This is a genomic window from Pseudomonas sp. 8(2025) (genome assembly GCF_052665325.1).
On the sequence record NZ_JBQOIE010000005.1, the window covers coordinates 88,940 to 106,575 of the forward strand.

At 64.5% G+C, this 17,636-nt stretch carries 20 protein-coding genes; 8 read left to right on the forward strand and 12 right to left on the reverse strand.

The window, feature by feature from the left end:
• The first annotated feature begins 63 nt into the window (after nt 1–63).
• From hemA to ACUXVH_RS12015, 6 genes are all read left to right on the forward strand, one after another.
• Nucleotides 64–1,338 (forward strand): glutamyl-tRNA reductase, encoded by a 1,275-nt coding sequence (gene hemA, locus ACUXVH_RS11990; RefSeq protein ID WP_011063407.1) that lies wholly within the window; start codon nt 64–66, stop codon nt 1,336–1,338.
• Complete coding sequence (prfA, locus tag ACUXVH_RS11995; RefSeq protein WP_011063406.1) at nt 1,338–2,420, forward strand: peptide chain release factor 1; 1,083 nt, start codon at nt 1,338–1,340, stop codon at nt 2,418–2,420. The genes hemA and prfA overlap by 1 nt, the downstream gene beginning before the upstream one ends.
• Nucleotides 2,421–3,251 (forward strand): peptide chain release factor N(5)-glutamine methyltransferase, encoded by an 831-nt coding sequence (gene prmC, locus ACUXVH_RS12000; RefSeq protein WP_065365192.1) that lies wholly within the window; start codon nt 2,421–2,423, stop codon nt 3,249–3,251.
• Nucleotides 3,245–4,000, forward strand: coding sequence for a molybdopterin-synthase adenylyltransferase MoeB (locus ACUXVH_RS12005; RefSeq protein ID WP_011063404.1), 756 nt, complete (start codon nt 3,245–3,247; stop codon nt 3,998–4,000). The genes prmC and ACUXVH_RS12005 overlap by 7 nt, the downstream gene beginning before the upstream one ends.
• The gene (gene murI / locus ACUXVH_RS12010) at nt 3,993–4,784 is read left to right on the forward strand and encodes a glutamate racemase (protein ID WP_065365193.1); all 792 of its coding nucleotides are present in this window, start codon (nt 3,993–3,995) and stop codon (nt 4,782–4,784) included. The genes ACUXVH_RS12005 and murI overlap by 8 nt, the downstream gene beginning before the upstream one ends.
• 116 nt (nt 4,785–4,900) lie before the next feature.
• On the forward strand, nt 4,901–5,419 hold the full coding sequence (locus ACUXVH_RS12015; RefSeq protein ID WP_015636972.1) for an acyloxyacyl hydrolase: 519 nt from the start codon (nt 4,901–4,903) through the stop codon (nt 5,417–5,419).
• 8 nt (nt 5,420–5,427) lie between these two features.
• On the opposite strand, the gene ACUXVH_RS12020 is transcribed toward ACUXVH_RS12015, so the two are convergent.
• From ACUXVH_RS12020 to ACUXVH_RS12075, 12 genes are all read right to left on the reverse strand, one after another.
• Nucleotides 5,428–5,736 carry a YkgJ family cysteine cluster protein gene (locus ACUXVH_RS12020; RefSeq protein WP_011063401.1) on the reverse strand — a complete coding sequence of 103 codons (309 nt, stop codon included), beginning with the start codon at nt 5,734–5,736 and terminating at the stop codon, nt 5,428–5,430.
• A 54-nt stretch (nt 5,737–5,790) separates the two neighbouring features.
• Nucleotides 5,791–6,306: a DUF2878 domain-containing protein gene (locus ACUXVH_RS12025; protein WP_065365194.1), complete on the reverse strand. Its 516-nt coding sequence runs from the start codon at nt 6,304–6,306 to the stop codon at nt 5,791–5,793.
• Nucleotides 6,299–7,570 carry an SAM-dependent methyltransferase gene (locus tag ACUXVH_RS12030; RefSeq protein ID WP_019095041.1) on the reverse strand — a complete coding sequence of 424 codons (1,272 nt, stop codon included), beginning with the start codon at nt 7,568–7,570 and terminating at the stop codon, nt 6,299–6,301. The genes ACUXVH_RS12025 and ACUXVH_RS12030 overlap by 8 nt, the downstream gene beginning before the upstream one ends.
• Nucleotides 7,557–8,372, reverse strand: a complete 816-nt coding sequence (locus ACUXVH_RS12035; protein ID WP_065365195.1) for a DUF1365 domain-containing protein — start codon at nt 8,370–8,372, stop codon at nt 7,557–7,559. Before ACUXVH_RS12035 ends, ACUXVH_RS12030 begins: the two co-directional genes overlap by 14 nt.
• Entirely contained in the window at nt 8,369–9,616 is a 1,248-nt protein-coding gene (locus ACUXVH_RS12040; protein ID WP_019095043.1) for an NAD(P)/FAD-dependent oxidoreductase, read from the reverse strand. The genes ACUXVH_RS12035 and ACUXVH_RS12040 overlap by 4 nt, the downstream gene beginning before the upstream one ends.
• The gene (locus ACUXVH_RS12045; protein ID WP_065365196.1) at nt 9,613–10,383 is read right to left on the reverse strand and encodes an SDR family NAD(P)-dependent oxidoreductase; all 771 of its coding nucleotides are present in this window, start codon (nt 10,381–10,383) and stop codon (nt 9,613–9,615) included. The genes ACUXVH_RS12040 and ACUXVH_RS12045 overlap by 4 nt, the downstream gene beginning before the upstream one ends.
• Nucleotides 10,380–10,805 (reverse strand): nuclear transport factor 2 family protein, encoded by a 426-nt coding sequence (locus ACUXVH_RS12050; RefSeq protein WP_065365197.1) that lies wholly within the window; start codon nt 10,803–10,805, stop codon nt 10,380–10,382. Before ACUXVH_RS12050 ends, ACUXVH_RS12045 begins: the two co-directional genes overlap by 4 nt.
• A complete protein-coding gene (gene phrB, locus ACUXVH_RS12055; protein WP_065365198.1) occupies nt 10,798–12,243 on the reverse strand; it encodes a deoxyribodipyrimidine photo-lyase in 1,446 nt (481 codons plus the stop codon). The genes ACUXVH_RS12050 and phrB overlap by 8 nt, the downstream gene beginning before the upstream one ends.
• 13 nt (nt 12,244–12,256) lie before the next feature.
• Entirely contained in the window at nt 12,257–13,192 is a 936-nt protein-coding gene (locus ACUXVH_RS12060; RefSeq protein ID WP_445494948.1) for a MerR family transcriptional regulator, read from the reverse strand.
• Between the two features lie 3 nt (nt 13,193–13,195).
• Nucleotides 13,196–14,146, reverse strand: coding sequence for a YbgA family protein (locus ACUXVH_RS12065; protein WP_065365200.1), 951 nt, complete (start codon nt 14,144–14,146; stop codon nt 13,196–13,198).
• Between the two features lie 120 nt (nt 14,147–14,266).
• A complete protein-coding gene (locus ACUXVH_RS12070) occupies nt 14,267–14,482 on the reverse strand; it encodes a TIGR02450 family Trp-rich protein (RefSeq protein WP_011063391.1) in 216 nt (71 codons plus the stop codon).
• On the reverse strand, nt 14,479–15,465 hold the full coding sequence (locus tag ACUXVH_RS12075; protein ID WP_011063390.1) for an NAD(P)/FAD-dependent oxidoreductase: 987 nt from the start codon (nt 15,463–15,465) through the stop codon (nt 14,479–14,481). The genes ACUXVH_RS12070 and ACUXVH_RS12075 overlap by 4 nt, the downstream gene beginning before the upstream one ends.
• Before the next feature lie 194 nt (nt 15,466–15,659).
• Here ACUXVH_RS12075 and ACUXVH_RS12080 point away from each other — a divergent pair, with 194 nt between their 5' ends.
• Nucleotides 15,660–16,568: a TIGR01777 family oxidoreductase gene (locus ACUXVH_RS12080; RefSeq protein WP_445494951.1), complete on the forward strand. Its 909-nt coding sequence runs from the start codon at nt 15,660–15,662 to the stop codon at nt 16,566–16,568.
• An 8-nt stretch (nt 16,569–16,576) separates the two neighbouring features.
• A complete protein-coding gene (gene hemH / locus ACUXVH_RS12085) occupies nt 16,577–17,599 on the forward strand; it encodes a ferrochelatase (protein ID WP_065365201.1) in 1,023 nt (340 codons plus the stop codon).
• The last annotated feature ends 37 nt before the right edge of the window (nt 17,600–17,636 follow it).

Consider the following 17,636-nt stretch of genomic DNA (forward strand, 5'->3'; position numbering starts at 1 on the left):
AGTTGTTCTGAGTCGGGCGAAGTAGGACAATTGCCGGCTTCTCGACATCATCAGCGACCTTGAATGGCCTTCCTTGCACTCGGTATTAACCATAAGACTGCTTCTGTAGACGTCCGCGAGCGCGTGGCCTTTACCCCTGAGCAGTTGGTTGAGGCCTTGCAGCAGCTCTGCCGACTCACCGACAGCCGCGAAGCTGCGATCCTCTCCACCTGCAATCGCAGTGAGCTCTATATAGAACAGGATCATCTTTCTGCGGATGTGGTGCTGCGCTGGCTGGCGGAATATCACCATTTGAGCCTAGACGAGCTGCGCGCCAGTGCCTACGTGCATGAGGACGATGCGGCAGTTCGTCACATGATGCGGGTGGCGTCGGGGCTGGATTCGCTGGTGCTGGGCGAGCCGCAGATTCTCGGGCAGATGAAGTCCGCCTACGCCGTGGCCCGCGAGGCCGGCACCGTCGGGCCGCTGCTGGGCCGGCTGTTCCAGGCCACATTCAGCGCCGCCAAGCAGGTGCGCACCGACACCGCCATCGGTGAGAACCCGGTGTCCGTGGCTTTCGCCGCGGTGAGCCTGGCGAAACAGATTTTCAGCGACCTGCAACGCAGCCAGGCCCTGCTGATCGGCGCCGGGGAGACCATCACCCTGGTGGCCCGGCACCTGCACGACCTGGGAGTCAAGCGTATCGTGGTGGCCAACCGTACCCTGGAGCGCGCCAGCCTCCTGGCGGAGCAATTCGGTGCCCACGCCGTGCTGCTCTCGGATATTCCCCAGGAACTGGTGCACAGCGACATCGTCATCAGTTCCACCGCCAGCCAGTTGCCGATCCTCGGCAAGGGCGCAGTGGAAAGTGCCTTGAAGCTGCGCAAGCACAAGCCGATTTTCATGGTGGACATCGCCGTTCCCCGGGATATCGAGCCAGAAGTCGGCGAGTTGGACGACGTTTACCTCTATACCGTCGACGACTTGCACGAAGTGGTGGCAGAAAACCTCAAGAGCCGCCAGGGCGCGGCCCAGGCCGCCGAGGAACTGGTGAACATCGGCGCCGAGGATTTCATGGTGCGCCTGCGGGAACTGGCGGCGGTGGATGTGCTCAAGGCCTATCGTCAGCAGAGCGAACGCCTGCGCGATGAAGAACTGCAGAAAGCCCTGCGCATGCTGGCCAACGGCAGCGGCGCCGAGGACGTGCTGGCCCAGTTGGCCCGCGGCCTGACCAATAAACTGTTGCACGCGCCGAGCGTGCAGTTGAAAAAGCTCTCCGCCGAAGGCCGCCTCGATGCGCTGGCCATGGCCCAAGAACTCTTTGCCCTCGGTGAGGGCTCATCGGATAAAACCCCGTAATGAAAGCGTCACTGCTCAGTAAGCTGGACATTCTCCAGGATCGTTTCGAGGAACTGACCGCCTTGCTCGGCGATGCTGAGGTCATTTCCGATCAGGCCAAGTTCCGCGCCTACTCCAAGGAATACGCGGAAGTCGAGCCGATCGTGGCTACTTATAAACAGGTGCTCAAGGTCCAGGCGGACCTTGAAGGCGCCCAGGCGCTGCTCAAGGACAACGACCCGGACCTGCGGGAAATGGCCGCCGAGGAAGTGCGCGAGGCCAAGGAACAACTGGCCGAACTGGAAAGCAGCCTGCAGCGCATGCTGCTGCCCAAGGATCCCAACGACGGACGCAACGTGTTCCTGGAAATCCGTGCCGGCACCGGCGGCGACGAGGCGGCGATCTTCTCCGGCGACCTGTTCCGCATGTATTCCCGTTACGCCGAGCGGCGTGGCTGGCGGCTGGAGATCCTCTCGGAAAACGAGGGTGAGCACGGCGGCTACAAGGAAGTCATTGCCCGGGTCGAAGGCGAGAGCGTCTACGGCAAGCTGAAGTTCGAATCCGGCGCGCACCGCGTGCAGCGAGTGCCGGCCACCGAATCACAGGGCCGCATCCACACTTCGGCCTGCACCGTGGCAGTACTGCCCGAGCCGGATGAACAGGAAGCCATCGAGATCAACCCGGCGGACCTGCGCATCGACACCTATCGCTCCTCCGGCGCCGGTGGCCAGCACGTGAACAAGACCGACTCGGCGATCCGCATCACCCACATCCCTTCGGGGATCGTGGTTGAGTGCCAGGAAGAGCGTTCCCAGCACAAGAACCGGGCGCGGGCCATGTCCTGGCTGTCGGCCAAGCTCAACGACCAGCAGACCAGTGCCGCGGCCAATGCCATTGCCAGCGAGCGCAAGTTGCTGGTGGGCTCGGGGGACCGTTCCGAGCGCATCCGCACTTACAACTTCCCCCAGGGCCGGGTCACCGATCACCGCATCAACCTGACCCTGTATTCCCTGGACGAAATCCTCGCCGGGGGCGTGGAAGCCGTCATCGAGCCGTTGCTGGCTGAATATCAGGCCGATCAACTTGCGGCATTGGGTGAGTAAATGACCATCATCGCCAGCTTGCTGCGCGCAGCCCAACTGCCCGACTCGCCGACCCCGCGCCTGGATGCCGAGCTGCTCCTGGCCGCGGCCCTGGGCAAGCCCCGCAGCTTTCTCCACACCTGGCCGGAGCGCATCGTGCCCAGCGAGGCGGCCCTGGTGTTCACCGACTACCTGCAGCGACGCCGCTCCGGCGAGCCGGTGGCCTATATCCTTGGCCAGCAGGGCTTCTGGAAGCTCGACCTGGAGGTGGCGCCCCACACCCTGATCCCGCGCCCCGACACCGAACTACTGGTGGAAGCGGCGCTGGAACTGTTGCCCGCGACCCCAGCCACGGTCCTTGACCTGGGCACCGGCAGTGGTGCCATCGCCCTGGCCCTGGCCAGCGAGCGCCCGGCCTGGCAGGTCACGGCGGTGGACCGGGTACTGGAAGCCGTGGCCCTGGCCGAACGCAACCGCCAGCGCCTGCAACTGGACAACGTCTGCGTGCTCAGCAGCCACTGGTTCAGCTCCATTGAGTCCCGGCGCTTTGATCTGATCATCAGCAACCCGCCCTACATTGCCGAAGCCGACCCCCATCTGGTGGCCGGCGATGTGCGTTTCGAGCCGGAAAGCGCCCTGGTGGCGGGCAAGGATGGCCTGGACGACCTGCGCCTGATCGTCACCCAGGCTCCGCAGCACCTGGAGGCCGGTGGCTGGCTGATGCTGGAGCACGGTTACGATCAGGCCGCGGCGGTCCGCGAGTTGCTGGCTGCCCAGGGTTTCATCGAGGTCCACAGCCGGGTCGACCTCGGTGGGCACGAGCGCATCAGCCTCGGGTGCCGGCCGTGCTGACCGACCAGGAGCTGTTGCGCTATAGCCGACAGATTCTGTTGCAGCATGTCGATATCGACGGCCAGCTGCGCCTCAAGGAAAGCCGCGTGCTGATCGTCGGCCTCGGCGGTCTCGGTGCTCCCGCAGCCTTGTACCTGGCGGCGGCGGGGGTTGGTGAGCTGCACCTGGCCGACTTCGACAGCGTGGACCTGACCAACCTGCAACGGCAGATCATCCACGACAGCCACAGCGTCGGGGTCAGTAAGGTGGACTCGGCCATCAATCGCCTGTCTGCCCTCAACCCGGAGGTCCGCCTGGTGCCCCATCGCCAGGCGCTGGATGTCGATACCCTGGCCGCTGCCGTGGCGGCGGTGGACCTGGTGCTCGATTGCTCCGACAACTTCAGTACCCGCGAGGCGGTGAACGCCGCTTGCGTGGCGGCCGGCAAGCCCCTGGTCAGCGGTGCGGCGATCCGCCTGGAAGGGCAATTGTCGGTCTTCGACCCGCGGCGCCCGGAAAGCCCTTGCTACCACTGTCTATATGGGCATGGCAGCGAAGCCGAACTGACCTGCAGCGAAGCCGGGGTGCTCGGCCCGCTGGTGGGCACCGTGGGCAGCCTGCAGGCCCTGGAAGCCCTGAAACTGCTGGCCGGGTTTGGCGAGCCGCTGGTGGGCCGGTTGTTGTTGATCGATGCCCTGGGCACGCGCTTTCGCGAGTTGCGGGTCAAGCGCGATCCGGGGTGCAGCGTCTGTGGTACCCATCGTGAGTGAAGCGCCGATCGGGGTGTTCGACTCCGGCGTCGGCGGCCTCTCGGTGCTGGCGGAAATACAACAGTTGCTGCCCCACGAGTCGCTGCTGTACTTCGGCGACTGCGGGCATATTCCCTATGGCGAAAAGACCCCGGAGTTCATTCGCCAGCGTTGCAGCCTGATGGCCCGGTTCTTTCGTGAACAGGGCGCCAAGGCCCTGGTCCTGGCCTGCAATACCGCCACCGTGGCCGGAGTTGCCGACTTGCGCCGCGATTATCCGGACTGGCCCATCGTTGGCATGGAGCCTGCGGTCAAGCCGGCGGCGGCCGCGACCCGCAGCGGCGTGGTCGGGGTGCTGGCCACCACCGGCACCTTGCAGAGTGCCAAGTTCGCCGCCTTGCTCGACCGTTTCGCCACTGATGTGAAGGTCGTCACGCAGCCCTGCCCGGGGCTGGTGGAGATGATCGAGAATGGCGACTTGCACAGTGCCGCTCTGCGCCAACTGTTGCACGGCTACCTCGAGCCTCTGCTGGCTGCCGGCTGCGACACCATTATCCTGGGCTGCACCCATTATCCGTTTCTCAAGCCGCTGCTGGCGCAGATGCTGCCCGGGCCCATTAGCCTGATCGATACCGGCGCCGCGGTTGCCCGGCAATTGCAGCGGCTGCTCGACGAAGGCGATCTGCGCGCCCAGGGGCCAGCCCGGGAAACCTGTTTCTGGACCAGTGGCGATGTCCCGCACTTTGCCCGGGTGCTGCCTCTGTTGTGGAAAGAATCTGCTGAAGTCCTGTCTTTGCAGTTGTGAAAAAATCGTGAAAAATCCCTTCGCTGGCGCTGAACTTCTGAATGCGCGCTGGCTTCTATAGCCTATCCACAGGGTTGTACAACACCATATAAAACCGTTCGAAAAGGATGTTCCTGATGAAGCGACTGTTGTGTTTGGCTGCACTTGCGGCCGGGTTGTTGGGGCACAGTTTTTCCGCGCAGGCGGCCGGAGTCGAGTTCTCCGTGGGGCAAACTGGCGATTCGACCCAGGCCTATCGGCTGGGTATGCAATGGGATTGGGACAAGAGCTGGCTGCAAAGTGACGTCGGCCGTCTCACGGGTTACTGGAGCGGCGCCTACACCTATTGGGATGGCGACAAGACCTCCAGCAACCACAGCCTGTCGTTCTCCCCGGTGCTGGTCTACGAATTCGCCGGGGCTAGCGTCAAGCCCTACATCGAGGCCGGCATCGGGGTAGCGGCCTTTGCCCATACCCAGGTCGAGGACAACAAGCTGGGGTCATCCTTCCAGTTCGAAGACCGCATCGGTTTCGGCCTGCGCTTCGCCGGTGGCCATGAAGTCGGCATCCGCGCCACGCACTACTCCAACGCCGGCATCAAGACCCCCAACGACGGTATCGAAAGCTACGCGCTGCATTACACGATGCCGCTCTGAGGCCACTATCAGCGATACGCCGTGGCAATTCCCCGGCGTTCGCTCAAGCAATCGGCCTCGCCCAGCTCGAACTCGCGACAGATCAGCGGCCGCAGCTCATAGATGCTGCAACGCATGCTGTCGCGGTCCAGCGCCGCGCACCAGCCGTCATCCAGGCGGCGCATGACTTCCCCTCCCCAATCGTCGGTATCGATAAAGCGCTCGGGCACCCCGGTGTCGGTGATCAACATGACCTCCAACTGGCAGCAACAGGCGGCGCAGGTGGAGCAACTGACGGCGGGTTCGGCGGCGATGGAGGTAACGGGGATGGTGGTCATAGGCGCGCAGTGTAAGGCAGTGAGCCCGGGCTGTGTTAAAGCCCGGACGGATGCTCAGTCTCCGGTGACCAGTGGCGGCTCTTGCGGTGCCGGCCGCGCGAGCACGTGCAGCAGCGGCAATAGCAGCGCCCAGAGCAGCCCCAGGCCGAGCAGGGTGGGGCCGGTGCCGTAGGGAAAGGTCACTCCCGCCAGGCGCCCCCCGGCGTAGTAGGAAAGCGGCCCGCCCAATGCCCCCAGCACACCCCCCAGCCACCAGGGCCGGGCGCTCCAGGCCAGGCCATGGCGCAGTGTGGTGGCCAGCAGGGCCCAGAGCAGCATCAGCCACCAGGGCACCAGCAGGCTGACTTGCTGGAACTGAAACACCCCGAGCCAGCTGAGGAAGCTGTCCAGGGCGATGCCGATCAGGGCAATGCCGACGATCATCGGGCCTTCGTCGGCCCAGCGGCCGATCCAGTGCAGATGCGCCAGCAGGATCGCCACCCCCAGCAGCAGCCAGAGGCTGTCGCCGCTGAGCACGCAGATGAACCAGCCCAGCTGGAACAGCAGGGCATTGACCAGTTGCCTAGGCATCGAGGCGCCCGAGCAGCGGTTGTGGCGCGGCCGCAGGTTTGGCCAGCAGCAGTTGGGCGGTGCCAATGCTGCGTTCCAGGAAGCCGCCTTCGCAATAGCACAGGTAGAACTCCCAGAGCCGCAGGAAGTATTCGTCGTAGCCCAGTTCGCCGAGACGGCCATGGGCGCGGCGAAAGTTCTCGTGCCACAGGCGCAGGGTGCGGGCGTAATGCAGGCCGAAGTCCTCCATGTGCAGCAGGTTCATGTCGGTGTCGCGGCTGACCACTTCGAGCATCTTCTGTACGCAGGGCAGGGCGCCACCGGGAAAGATGTAGCGCTGGATGAAATCCACGCCATTTTTCGCCTGCTCATAGCGCTGGTCGCGAATGGTGATGGCCTGTAGCAGCATCAGGCCGTTGCTCTTGAGCAGGTGCGCGCATTGCTTGAAGTAGGTGGGCAGGAAGCGGTGGCCCACGGCTTCGATCATCTCGATCGACACCAGCTTGTCGTACTGGCCGCGCAGGTCGCGGTAATCCTCCAGCAGCAGGGTTACCCGGTCCTGCAGGCCGGCGGCCTCTATCCGCTGCCGGGTATAGGCGAACTGCTCCCTGGACAGGGTCGTGGTGGTCACCCGGCAGCCGTAGTGTTGCGCGGCATACAGGGCCATGCTGCCCCAGCCGGTGCCGATCTCCAGCAGGTGGTCCTCGGGCTTGAGCGCCAGCTTCTGGCAGATGCGTTGCAGCTTGTTCAGCTGGGCCTGCTCCAGGCTGTCTTCGGCGCTGCGAAACTGCGCGGCGGAATACATCATGGTGGGGTCGAGGAACTGCTCGAACAGCTCGTTGCCCAGGTCGTAGTGGGCCGCGATGTTTTTCTGCGAGCCCTTGCGGGTATTGCGGTTGAGCCAGTGCAGGCCGCGGATCAGCGGCCGGCCCAGTTTCGCCAGGCCGCCTTCCATGGCGTCCAGCACGTCCAGGTTGCTGACGAACACGCGGATCACCGCGGTCAGGTCCGGGGTGCTCCAGTAGCCGTGGATGAATGCCTCGCCGGCGCCGATCGAGCCGCTGCTGGCCACCAGGCCCCAGGCGCTGGAGTCGTGGATGTGGATTTCCCCCAGCAGGGCGGCACCACTGCTGCCGAACACCAGGCGTTCGCCCTCTTCGCAGACCACCAGTTGGCCGTGCCTGAGCTGCGCCAGTTGCCGCAGCACGCCACGGCGCAGCAGGCTGGCGGTGAGGCTGTGGGTGCTGAGCAAGGGGGTTCTGGCCGAGATGCTAGAGGATTTCATGGCGGCGATCCTTGGGTTGTACGGCGGCTGTGCGATAGGCGCCAACGGCGGCCCGATGGGGAAAAAAGCGCATGCCCTTGGCGGCCAGGCGCAGGGCCTGCCAGTAGATCGCCAGGCAGGTCTTGGCGGTCATCCATGGAAAATGTCGCAGGTACTGGTGCAGGCTGCGTCGATCCAGGGGCTGGCGTTGCAGGTTGAGGGTGGCGTCGAACACCTTGAGCTCGCCCTGCCAGTCGGCCATGTGCACGCCCAGCCGCTCGGCCGGCGGGCTGAAGCTCATGCGGTACTCCAGATCCCGGGGCAGGAATGGCGATACGTGGAAGGCCTTGGCCACGGCGAAGTGCTGGTGCTCGGGCGTTGTGGCAGTGCCCGGGCGGGCCGGAAGTACATAGTGATAGCGCTCGCGCCAGGGGGTGTTGGTGACTTCGCAGAGAATCGCCGCCAGTTGCCCGTTGGCCTCGAAGCAATAGAAGAAGCTCACCGGATTGAACGCCAGCCCCCAGCTGCGCACCTGGGTCAGCAGGCGTATTGCGCCGCTGGGGGCGTGGCCGATGGCCGCGGCCACCTGTTGGCGTACCGCGTCGATCAGGCGCATGCCCTGCCCGGTGAAGGTCGGCAGGTAGTCGCTTTCTCGGAAGGCGAAGGGCGCGAAACGGCTGCGGCCTGCCAGGGGCGAGAGCCCCAGCACCGCTTCCTGCTCGTCCAGGTCCAGGTACAGCAGGCCGATCCGGTAGCGGAAGGCATGGTCCTTGGGGGCGAAGCGCCGGTGGCTGATCCAGCCGTTGTACAGGGCGCTGTTCACAGTTGCTCTCCAAAGGCCTGGGCCACGCGCAAGGCGCTGACCACGCCGTCTTCATGGAAGCCGTTGGCCCAGTAGGCTCCGCAATAGAAGCTGTGGTGCGCGCCCTGCAGTTCGCCCCAGCGCGCTTGTGCGGCCAGCGCGCCGAGACTGTATTGCGGGTGGGCGTAGGTGTAGCGGGCAAGAATCTTCGAAGGGTCGATGGCGGCGCTCTGGTTGAGGCTGACGCAGAAGGTGCTGCTGCTTTGCAGGCCCTGGAGAATGTTCATGTCGTAGGTCACGGCTGCGGCCTTTTCGGCGCTGGCGTCGAGGCGGTAGTTCCAGCTGGCCCAGGCCAGGCGCCGGCGTGGCAGCAGGCGGGTGTCGGTGTGCAGCACCACGTCGTTGTCGGCGTAGGGCAGGGCCTGGAGGATTTCCTGTTCAGCGAGGCTCGGGCTGGACAGCAGTTGCAGGGCCTGGTCGCTGTGGCAGGCGAACACCACCTTGTCGAAGCGCTCGCTGCCGGCGTCGCTGTGGATAAGTACGCCCTGCTCATCGCGTTCGACCCGCCGCACCGGGCAGTCGAGATGGATGTGCTGGCGAAAGCTTGCGGTCAGCGGCTCGATGTAACGGCTGGAGCCACCTTCGATCACGCACCATTGCGGGCGGTTGCTCACCGAGAGCAAGCCGTGGTTCTTGAAGAAGCGCACGAAGAATTGCAAAGGGAAACCGAGCATCTGCCCCGGCGACATCGACCAGATCGCTGCGCCCATGGGCACGATGTAGTGGCGGATAAAACGCTCGCCGTAGCCCTGGCTTTGCAGGTACTGGCCCAGGGTAGTGTCGGCGGCGATGCGTTGTTGCAGCAGGTCCTGCTGGGAGGCCCGGTTGAAGCGCAGGATGTCCCGCAGCATGCCCCAGAACCCCGGTGACAGCAGGTTGCGCCGCTGGGCGAAGAGGCTGTTGAGGTTGTTGCCGTTGTACTCCAGCCCGGAGGCTGGGTCGCACACCGAAAAGCTCATCTCGGTGGCTTTGTAGCGCACCCCGAGCTGCTTCAGCAGGCGAATGAAGTTGGGGTAGGTCCAGTCGTTGAAGACGATGAAGCCGGTGTCCACGGCCTGGGTCTCGCCATTGAGGCTGACGTTCACGGTGTGGGTATGGCCGCCGATCCAGCTGCCGGCCTCGTAGACCCGGATGTCATGCCGGCGGTTGAGCACATAGGCGCAGGTCAGGCCAGCGATGCCGCTGCCGATGATGGCGATTTTCACGATGTTTCCCCGCTACGGGCCAGGCGCCTGGCAATGCCCAGTTGCAGGCGACCGGGCAGCCAGGCCAAGAGCTTGAGGCCGAAGATGAACAGACCTGGGAAGGCGATCTCCAGGGGGCGCCTGCCCAGATGCCGGTGGATATGCCGGGCGGCCTGTTCGGCGGTCCAGCGCATGGGCATCGGGAAATCGTTGCGTGCGGTCAGTGGCGTGTCGACAAAACCCGGGCTGACCAGGGTCACGTCGATGCCTTCGGCAGCAAGATCGATACGCAGGGACTGCAGCAGATAGCGCAGCGCCGCCTTGGAGGCGCCATAGGCACCGGCCCGGGGCAGTGGCAAACAGGTCACCGAACTGGCCACGCCCACCAGGTACGGGCGATTGCCTGCGCGCAACAGCGGCAACGCGGCCTCGATGCAGTAGCTGGCGGCCAGCAGGTTGGTGTTCAGCACCCGTTCGATCAGCGCTGCGTCGAACTGCTGTACCTCGATGTATTCGCAGGTCCCGGCATTCAGGATCACAGTGTCCAGGGCGCCCCAGGCCTGGGCGATGCGCTTGCCGATCTCGCGTACCTGCAAGGCATCGGTGAGGTCGCCGGGCACCACCAGCACTCGGCCCGGATAGCGCTTGGCCAGGGCCTCCAGGGGCTCGCGGGAACGGGCGCTGAGCGCCAGCTGGGCCCCGGCCTTGAGCAGTTCTTCGGCCAGGGCTGCGCCGATGCCGCTGCTGGCACCGGTGAGCCAGACCCTTCGTGGCATGGCAGGCTTCATCCGAGCCTCCGTTTCAGCCAGGCGATCATCGCCCCGAGTAGCGGCAAGTGTTCATAGAGCAGGGCACCGGCGTCGAAATAGTCGCGGTGGCGGTAGACCCTGGCGTCGCGCCATTGCAGGTACGAGCAGCCCGCCACCTGGATCAGGCCGCCACCGTTGAGGCGCGGGTGGCGGTAGCTCATGGTCCAGCGCAGATAGCCCTGGCCCTCGGCGCACAGGTCGCTGCCGTGGAAGTCAAAGCGCAGCTCACGGACGTTGGCGTAGAGCTCGGCGAAGTAGCCGCGCAACTGAGCCAGTCCCTGGACCTCGTGCAGAGGATCGGTGAACTGGATGTCATCGCTGTAGAGCCGCTCCAGTCGGTCGAGATTGTGCCGATCGAGGGCGGCGAACTCCCGGGCGAAGTTGTCGAGAAAGTCACTCATGGCTCACCCCTGCATCCATTCGCGCGGGCAGCGCCTTGAACGCCGCCAGGGCCCGCTCCCGGGAGCGTGAAAGATCGACGATCGGCGCCGGGTAGCCAGGCACGCCGAACAGGCCGCCCATGGCCGCCGGGTTGTGGATATCTTTTTTGTTCAGCCCCGCCAGTTGCGGCAGCCAGTGCTTGATGAAGCGCCCCTCACTGTCGAACTTCTGCGACTGGCTGATGGGGTTGAAGATGCGGAAGTAGGGCGCCGAATCGGTGCCGGTGGACGAGCTCCACTGCCAGCCGCCGTTGTTGGCCGCCAGGTCGCCGTCGATCAGGTGGCGCATGAAGAAACGCTCGCCCTCGCGCCAGTCGATCAGCAGGTTCTTGGTCAGGAACATCGCCACCACCATGCGCAGGCGGTTATGCATCCAGCCGGTCTCCAGCAGCTGGCGCATGGCGGCATCTATGATCGGCAGGCCGGTGCGGGCCTCCTGCCAGGCCGCCAGTTCCTCGGGGGCATGGCGCCATTTCACCGCCTCGGTTTCCGGGCGAAAGGCCTGGTGCCGGGACACCCGTGGGTAGCCCACCAGGATGTGTTTGTAGAACTCGCGCCAGAGCAGTTCGTTGATCCAGGTGACGGCCCCGGGGCTGCCGCTTTCAAACTCGCCCTGGTTGCCGCGCAAGGCGGCGTGCAGGCACTGGCGGGGCGAGATCACGCCGGCGGCGAGGTAGGGCGAAAGCTGGCTGGTGCCGGGTTTGGCCGGGAAGTCGCGTTCGCTCTGGTAGTAGTGGATCTGTTCATCGCTGAACTGCTCCAGGCGCCTTTGCGCCTCGTCCTCGCCGGCGGGCCACAGCTCGCGCAGGGCTTGGGTGGGGCTGGGAAAGCCTTCGACCCGCTGCGGGAGCGGATCGGCGTTGATCGACAGCGGCAACTGAGCCCCGGGTGCCTTCACCAGGGCCGGCAGTGCGGTATGCAGGCGGCTGTAGCAGACCTTGCGAAACTGGCTGAAGACCTGGAAGTAGCCGCCGCTCTTGGTCAGTACGCTGCCGGGCTGGAACAGCAATTGGTCGAGATGACCCTGGACGCTGATTCCGGCGTGTTGCAGGGCCCGGGTCACGGCCGCATCGCGGTGGCTTTCGTGGATGCCGTATTCCTGGTTGAAGTGCAGCATCTGCACCTGCAATTGCCGGCACAGCTCCAGCAGGACCTGAGGCGCCTGCTCCCAGGTCGCAGCGCTGCGGATCAGCAGCGGGATATTCAGGCGGCCCAGGGCGGTGCTCAGCGACTGCAGGTTACGCAGCCAGAAATCGATCTTGCACGGTGCATCGTCATGGGCCAGCCACTGCTCCGGGCTCAGCAGATACACCGCTACGGCCGCGCCCCGCTGGGCGGCGGCGCTCAGGGCGGTGTTGTCATGTAGGCGCAGGTCGCTGCGCAGCCAGATCAATTGCATGTCGGTTCCCGGATCAGAAAAGTCCTCGCTCGAGCAGTAGCTGGCAGGCCGCTATCGGGTCCTGGGCCAGGTACAGATCGGCGATTTCAGTGGTACATACGGACCACTGGGCGGGGTGGATGCACACCGCGGGTCCGACGATGAATTTTTTGCAGGCCACGCCGCTGAGCAGCCTGGGCAACTGGGCGGGGTTGAGTGCCTTGCCGGAATACAGCAGCAGGCCCCGGGCCGGCAGGCGTTCGGTGGCCAGGGCCAGTTCGCCGCCGGGCAGCGGCCAGTCGAAGACCTCCACCGGGCAGTCGGCGTTACTGGCCAGCCAGGCGGTGAGCCACAGGTGCGGCTCCAGTGGCAGGTCCGACTGATTGACCAGCAGCAGCGGGGCGCCCTGCACCTGGCGGTTGTTGTGATAGATCCGGGCGCCGAGCTTGCTGCGCAGCCAGGAATAGAAGAACACCTGTTCCATCTGGCTGCCGAACTGGCCTTGCCAGCGTTGTTGCAGTTCCGCCAGCAGCGGCATCAACAGGTGCTCGCACAGGGTCCGTGGCGGGTACAGCGCCATGGCCTGATTGAAGGTGTCGTCGACCTTGCGCTCGGCCAGCTGGCTGATGGCCCGGGCGAGGGCGGCGCGCAGGTGCAGCCAGTCATTCTCCACCTGGGGGCTGGAGCCGGTGTCGCTGTCCAGCAAGGGCTTGACCTGGCTCACCGCAACCCCTCGATTGAGCCAGGTGAGGATGGTCAGGATCTGCTGCACCTGCTCGCTGGAATACAGCCGGTGGCCCTTGGGCGTGCGCCGGGGCACGATCAGCCCGTAGCGGCGCTCCCAGGCCCGCAAGGTGACTGCGTTGACACCGGTCTGGCGCGCCACCTCGCGGATCGGCAGCCAGCCCTGTTCCTGGCAGTCGGTATCCGGGGCGGTGTCTTCGTCGACCGCAGGGGGGGAGAGTTTCATGGCTCAGATCGCGTTGCGCAGGCTGAGGTCTTCGGGGTGCGGCTGCAGGTACAGTTGCTGGGCAATGTAGGGATCGGGGTTCTGGCGCAAGTGGTGCTTGAGCAGGGTCAGGGGCACCACCAGCGGCACGATGCCCTGGCGGTACTGGCTGATGAGGCGTTGCATTTCCTGCTTGTCCTCGCTGCTGATGGCCCGCTTGAAGTAGCCACTGATGTGCTGCAGCACATTGCTGTGGGTGCCACGGGTGGCGCAGCGGCTCAGCGCTTCCATCAACTGGCTGAAGTAGCGTGGGCCGAGCAGCGTCGCATCGCCCTTGCCCATGCTGCCCAGCAGATTGCCCAGGGCCTTGTACTGTTCGGGGTGATGGGCCATCAGCAGGTATTTGCAGCGCGAGTGGAAGTCGGTGAGGGCGCGGCGGGTCAGGCCTTGCTTGAGCAACGCCTGCCAGTCGCGATAGACGTAGACCCGGGTCAGGAAGTTTTCCCGCAGTACCGGGTCGTTCAGGCGTCCGGCTTCTTCCACCGGCAGATTGGGATGCTGTGCGCAGAATGCCTGGGCATAGACTCCCCGGCCGCCGTTTCGGTGGGGAATGCCGTTGGCCTGGTACACCTTGACCCGCTCCAGACCACAGGATGGTGAGTTCTGCATGAAGATATAGCCACAGATATCGTCTACCTGGGCCGCCATGCGCTCGCCATATTCCGCCAGGGGCAGGGTGACATCCAGGCTGGCATCCACGGTGCCTACGGCCCGGGGTTGCTCGGGGTCGCCGACCAGTCGAATAGGTTCGCGGGGGGTGCCCATGCCGATCGCAACTTCCGGACACAGAGGCACGAAATCGAAGTAGTCACTGAGTACTCGGCTGCACAGGCGAGACTCCTTGTGCCCACCGTTGTAGCGGACCTCGACGCCCATCAGGCAGGCGCTGATGGCAATTTTCGGCTTGGCGGACATGGTGCAACCTCCGGGGCTTACCTGTACAAAAAAGTAACGCTGTACAACTTGTCTTCATCATAGAATTAAAGTTGTACAAGTCAAATTTTTTGTATAGGTATTGCCTCGTAGGTTGTCGGGTTATTTCCAGCCCATTCGCCAGTCGCTGTCGTTGAGCAGGGTTTGCCAGCTCATGCGCTGGCTGCGTCGGGTGAGTACGGCTTGCAGTTCGATGTCCAGCACAGTGCCTTCTTCGTCGCAGAAAAGCTCAGTGACCAGGAAGTGTTTCTCACGGTGTTGCGGGTGGGCTGCTGTCCACTTCGACAGCAGCAGTTTGCGCGGGTTGAGGCGATTCACTGCAGGCTCTCGTGGAGCCGGCGCGCGGCCTCCTGCCCGCTCAGCCAGGCGCCTTCGACGCGGCCGGACAGGCACCAGTCGCCGCAAACGTACAGGCCCAGATCGGCGTCGGCCAGGGCGCCCCATTCATGGCTGGTGGCCGGGCGGGCGTAGAGCCAGCGGTGGGCCAGGCTGAAGGTGGGGGCGGGCATGACGCTGTGCAGCAGCTCGGCGAAGGCACCGTGCAGTTGTTCGGTCACGGCTTCTTTCGAGAGGTCGATGTGCTGCCGGCTCCAGGCGCTGGTGGCATGCAGGACCCAGGTGTCGAGGTGGCTGTCGCGCCCGGGCTTGCTGCGGTTGCGGGCCAGCCAGTCCAGCGGGCTGTCCTGCACGAAGCAGCCTTCCATGGGGGTTTCCAGAGGGGTATCGAAGGCCAGGGCGACGGCCCAGGTCGGGTCCATTTTCACCCCGGCGGCGACACCCGCAAGCTTCGGCGCGGCGGCCAGCAGGGCAGTGGCCTGTGGTGCCGGCGTGGCGATCACGACGTGGCTGAAAGGGCCGTGGGTGAAACCTTCGGCGTCCTGCAGATGCCAATGCTGTTCGCCGCGGAAGACTTCGGTGATGCGGCAGGCGAAGTGGGCCTCGAGGTCGCCGATCAGCGCGCGGGTGATGGCGCTCATGCGGGGAGTGCCGACCCAGCGGGTCTGTTCATCCGGCGAGGGGCTGAGCTGGCCGCCGTGGGAGTTGTAGAGTTGTGGCGTCCATTCGGCGACCCAGCCCTTGGCTTGCCAGCGCTGGACTTCGGTGACGAAACGACGGTCACGGGCGGTAAAGTACTGGGCTCCCAGGTCCAGGCTGCCGGCATCGCTGCGTTTGCTCGACATGCGCCCGCCGCTGCCGCGGCTTTTATCGAAAAGGTGGACGGTATGCCCGGCATCTCGTAGCGCCTGGGCGGCGGAGAGTCCGGCGATGCCGGTACCAATGATTGCGATGGGTACTGTCATAGGGGCCTCGTTTACCTTTCTGTACAGATTACGCCGCCGCCAAAACCTGTACAATATTGTTTTTTGGTATAGCTTTCGGCGTCATCGGTTGTTCAGGTTGTCTATCGTTAAAACACAGCCTGTCCGATTGAAAAGATCCCTGCTTATAAAAATAGACTAGTGATTCGGGTAAAACGCCACGCGAGGAAGATGTCATGCATATATTGCTGACCGGCGGTACTGGTTTGATCGGGCGTGCCCTGTGTCGTCACTGGCAGGCCCAGGGTCACCAGTTGAGTGTATGGACTCGCCAACCCGATAAGGTCGCCGCCCTATGCGGTCCCCAGGTGCGGGCTGTCAAGACGCTGCAAGAGCTGGACCAGGTCCCGGTGGACGCGGTGATCAACCTGGCCGGGGCGCCGATCGCCGATCGGCCCTGGAGCCACAAGCGCAAGGCGCTGCTTTGGCACAGCCGCATCGCCCTGACCGAAACCCTGCTGGCCTGGCTCGAAAGCCGCGAACACAAACCCGGTGTGCTGGTGTCGGGCTCGGCGGTGGGCTGGTACGGCGACGGTGGAGAACGGGAACTGAGCGAGGATTCGCCCCCGGTCAACGAGGACTTTGCCAGCCAGTTGTGCATAGCCTGGGAAGAAACTGCCCAGCGCGCCGAAGCCATGGGCGTGCGTGTGGTGCTGGTGCGCACCGGTTTGGTGCTGTCGCCCGAGGGCGGCTTTTTGTCGCGCCTGCTGCTGCCCTTCAAGCTGGGGCTGGGCGGGCCGATCGGCAACGGCCGGCAATGGATGCCGTGGATTCATATCGACGATCAAATCGCCCTGATTGATTTTCTTGTGCATCAGCCTGGGGCACAGGGTCCTTATAATGCCTGCGCGCCAAAACCGGTGCGCAACCGCGAGTTCGCCAAGACCTTGGGGCGGGTGCTGCACCGGCCCGCACTGATACCGCTGCCGGCGTTTTTCCTGCGCCTGGCCTTGGGTGAATTGTCGTTGCTGTTGCTGGGAGGCCAGCGTGCCGTTCCCGCGCGGTTGCTGGAAGCGGGTTTCACTTTCCAGTTCACTGATTTGCCTGCGGCCCTGGACGCCTGTGTCCAGCCGCCTCTGAAATAGGACGTTGCATGACCGATCACGCGTTGCTCCTGGTCAACCTGGGTTCGCCGGCTTCCACTTCGGTGGCGGACGTGCGCAGCTACCTCAACCAATTCCTCATGGACCCTTATGTGATCGACCTGCCCTGGCCGGTCCGACGTTTGCTGGTGTCGCTGATCCTGATCAAGCGGCCAGAGCAATCGGCCCACGCCTACGCGTCGATCTGGTGGGAAGAGGGTTCGCCGCTGGTGGTGCTCAGCCGGCGTCTGCAGAAGGTAATGAGCGAGCAGTGGAAGCAGGGCCCGGTAGAGTTGGCCATGCGCTACGGCGAGCCTTCGATCGAGTCCGTGCTGCTCAAGCTGGTGGCCCAAGGGCAACGCAAGATCACCCTGGCCCCGCTGTATCCACAGTTTGCCGACAGCACGGTCACCACCGTGGTCGAGGAGGCCAGGCGTGTGGTACGCGAGCATAAGCTGGACGTGCAATTCAGCGTGCTGCAACCCTTCTACGATCAACCCGAGTACATCGAGGCGTTGGTGGCCAGCACCCGGCCGCACCTGCAACAGCCCTTCGATCATCTGCTGCTGAGTTTCCACGGCCTACCCGAGCGGCACTTGAACAAGCTCAACCCGGGGCACTCCCTCGATGGTGCCGGGGACTGCTGCGCAGAGTCATCGCCCCAGGTGCTTGCCAACTGTTATCGCGGCCAGTGTTTCCGTACCGCCAGGGCCTTTGCCCAGCAGATGGGCCTGGCCGACGGGCAATGGTCGGTTTCCTTCCAGTCACGGTTGGGGCGAGCGAAATGGATCGAGCCCTACACCGAGGCACGCCTTGATGAACTGGGTAAACAAGGGGTGAAGAAGCTGCTGGTGATGTGCCCGGCATTTGTCGCCGACTGCATCGAAACCCTGGAGGAGATCGGTGATCGCGGTCGCGAGCAGTTTCGCGAGGCGGGAGGGGAGGACCTGGTGTTGATCCCTTGCCTGAATGACGACCCACAATGGGCCAAGGCCTTGAACGCCTTGTGCGAGCGAGCGCCGCTGGCGTTGTAAATAGCTTCGCCGGCAAGCCGGCTCCTGCGGGGGAGAC

What these genes read in the sequence shown, in the direction of transcription:
- hemA (WP_011063407.1), top strand. Translation starts at nt 64, where the DNA reads ATGGCCTTCCTTGCACTCGGTATTAACCATAAGACTGCTTCTGTAGAC.
- prfA (WP_011063406.1), top strand. Translation starts at nt 1,338, where the DNA reads ATGAAAGCGTCACTGCTCAGTAAGCTGGACATTCTCCAGGATCGTTTC.
- prmC (WP_065365192.1), top strand. Translation starts at nt 2,421, where the DNA reads ATGACCATCATCGCCAGCTTGCTGCGCGCAGCCCAACTGCCCGACTCG.
- ACUXVH_RS12015 (WP_015636972.1), top strand. Translation starts at nt 4,901, where the DNA reads ATGAAGCGACTGTTGTGTTTGGCTGCACTTGCGGCCGGGTTGTTGGGG.
- ACUXVH_RS12020 (WP_011063401.1), bottom strand. Translation starts at nt 5,736, where the DNA reads ATGACCACCATCCCCGTTACCTCCATCGCCGCCGAACCCGCCGTCAGT.
- ACUXVH_RS12025 (WP_065365194.1), bottom strand. Translation starts at nt 6,306, where the DNA reads ATGCCTAGGCAACTGGTCAATGCCCTGCTGTTCCAGCTGGGCTGGTTC.
- ACUXVH_RS12030 (WP_019095041.1), bottom strand. Translation starts at nt 7,570, where the DNA reads ATGAAATCCTCTAGCATCTCGGCCAGAACCCCCTTGCTCAGCACCCAC.
- ACUXVH_RS12045 (WP_065365196.1), bottom strand. Translation starts at nt 10,383, where the DNA reads ATGAAGCCTGCCATGCCACGAAGGGTCTGGCTCACCGGTGCCAGCAGC.
- ACUXVH_RS12050 (WP_065365197.1), bottom strand. Translation starts at nt 10,805, where the DNA reads ATGAGTGACTTTCTCGACAACTTCGCCCGGGAGTTCGCCGCCCTCGAT.
- phrB (WP_065365198.1), bottom strand. Translation starts at nt 12,243, where the DNA reads ATGCAATTGATCTGGCTGCGCAGCGACCTGCGCCTACATGACAACACC.
- ACUXVH_RS12060 (WP_445494948.1), bottom strand. Translation starts at nt 13,192, where the DNA reads ATGAAACTCTCCCCCCCTGCGGTCGACGAAGACACCGCCCCGGATACC.
- ACUXVH_RS12065 (WP_065365200.1), bottom strand. Translation starts at nt 14,146, where the DNA reads ATGTCCGCCAAGCCGAAAATTGCCATCAGCGCCTGCCTGATGGGCGTC.
- ACUXVH_RS12075 (WP_011063390.1), bottom strand. Translation starts at nt 15,465, where the DNA reads ATGACAGTACCCATCGCAATCATTGGTACCGGCATCGCCGGACTCTCC.
- ACUXVH_RS12080 (WP_445494951.1), top strand. Translation starts at nt 15,660, where the DNA reads ATGCATATATTGCTGACCGGCGGTACTGGTTTGATCGGGCGTGCCCTG.
- hemH (WP_065365201.1), top strand. Translation starts at nt 16,577, where the DNA reads ATGACCGATCACGCGTTGCTCCTGGTCAACCTGGGTTCGCCGGCTTCC.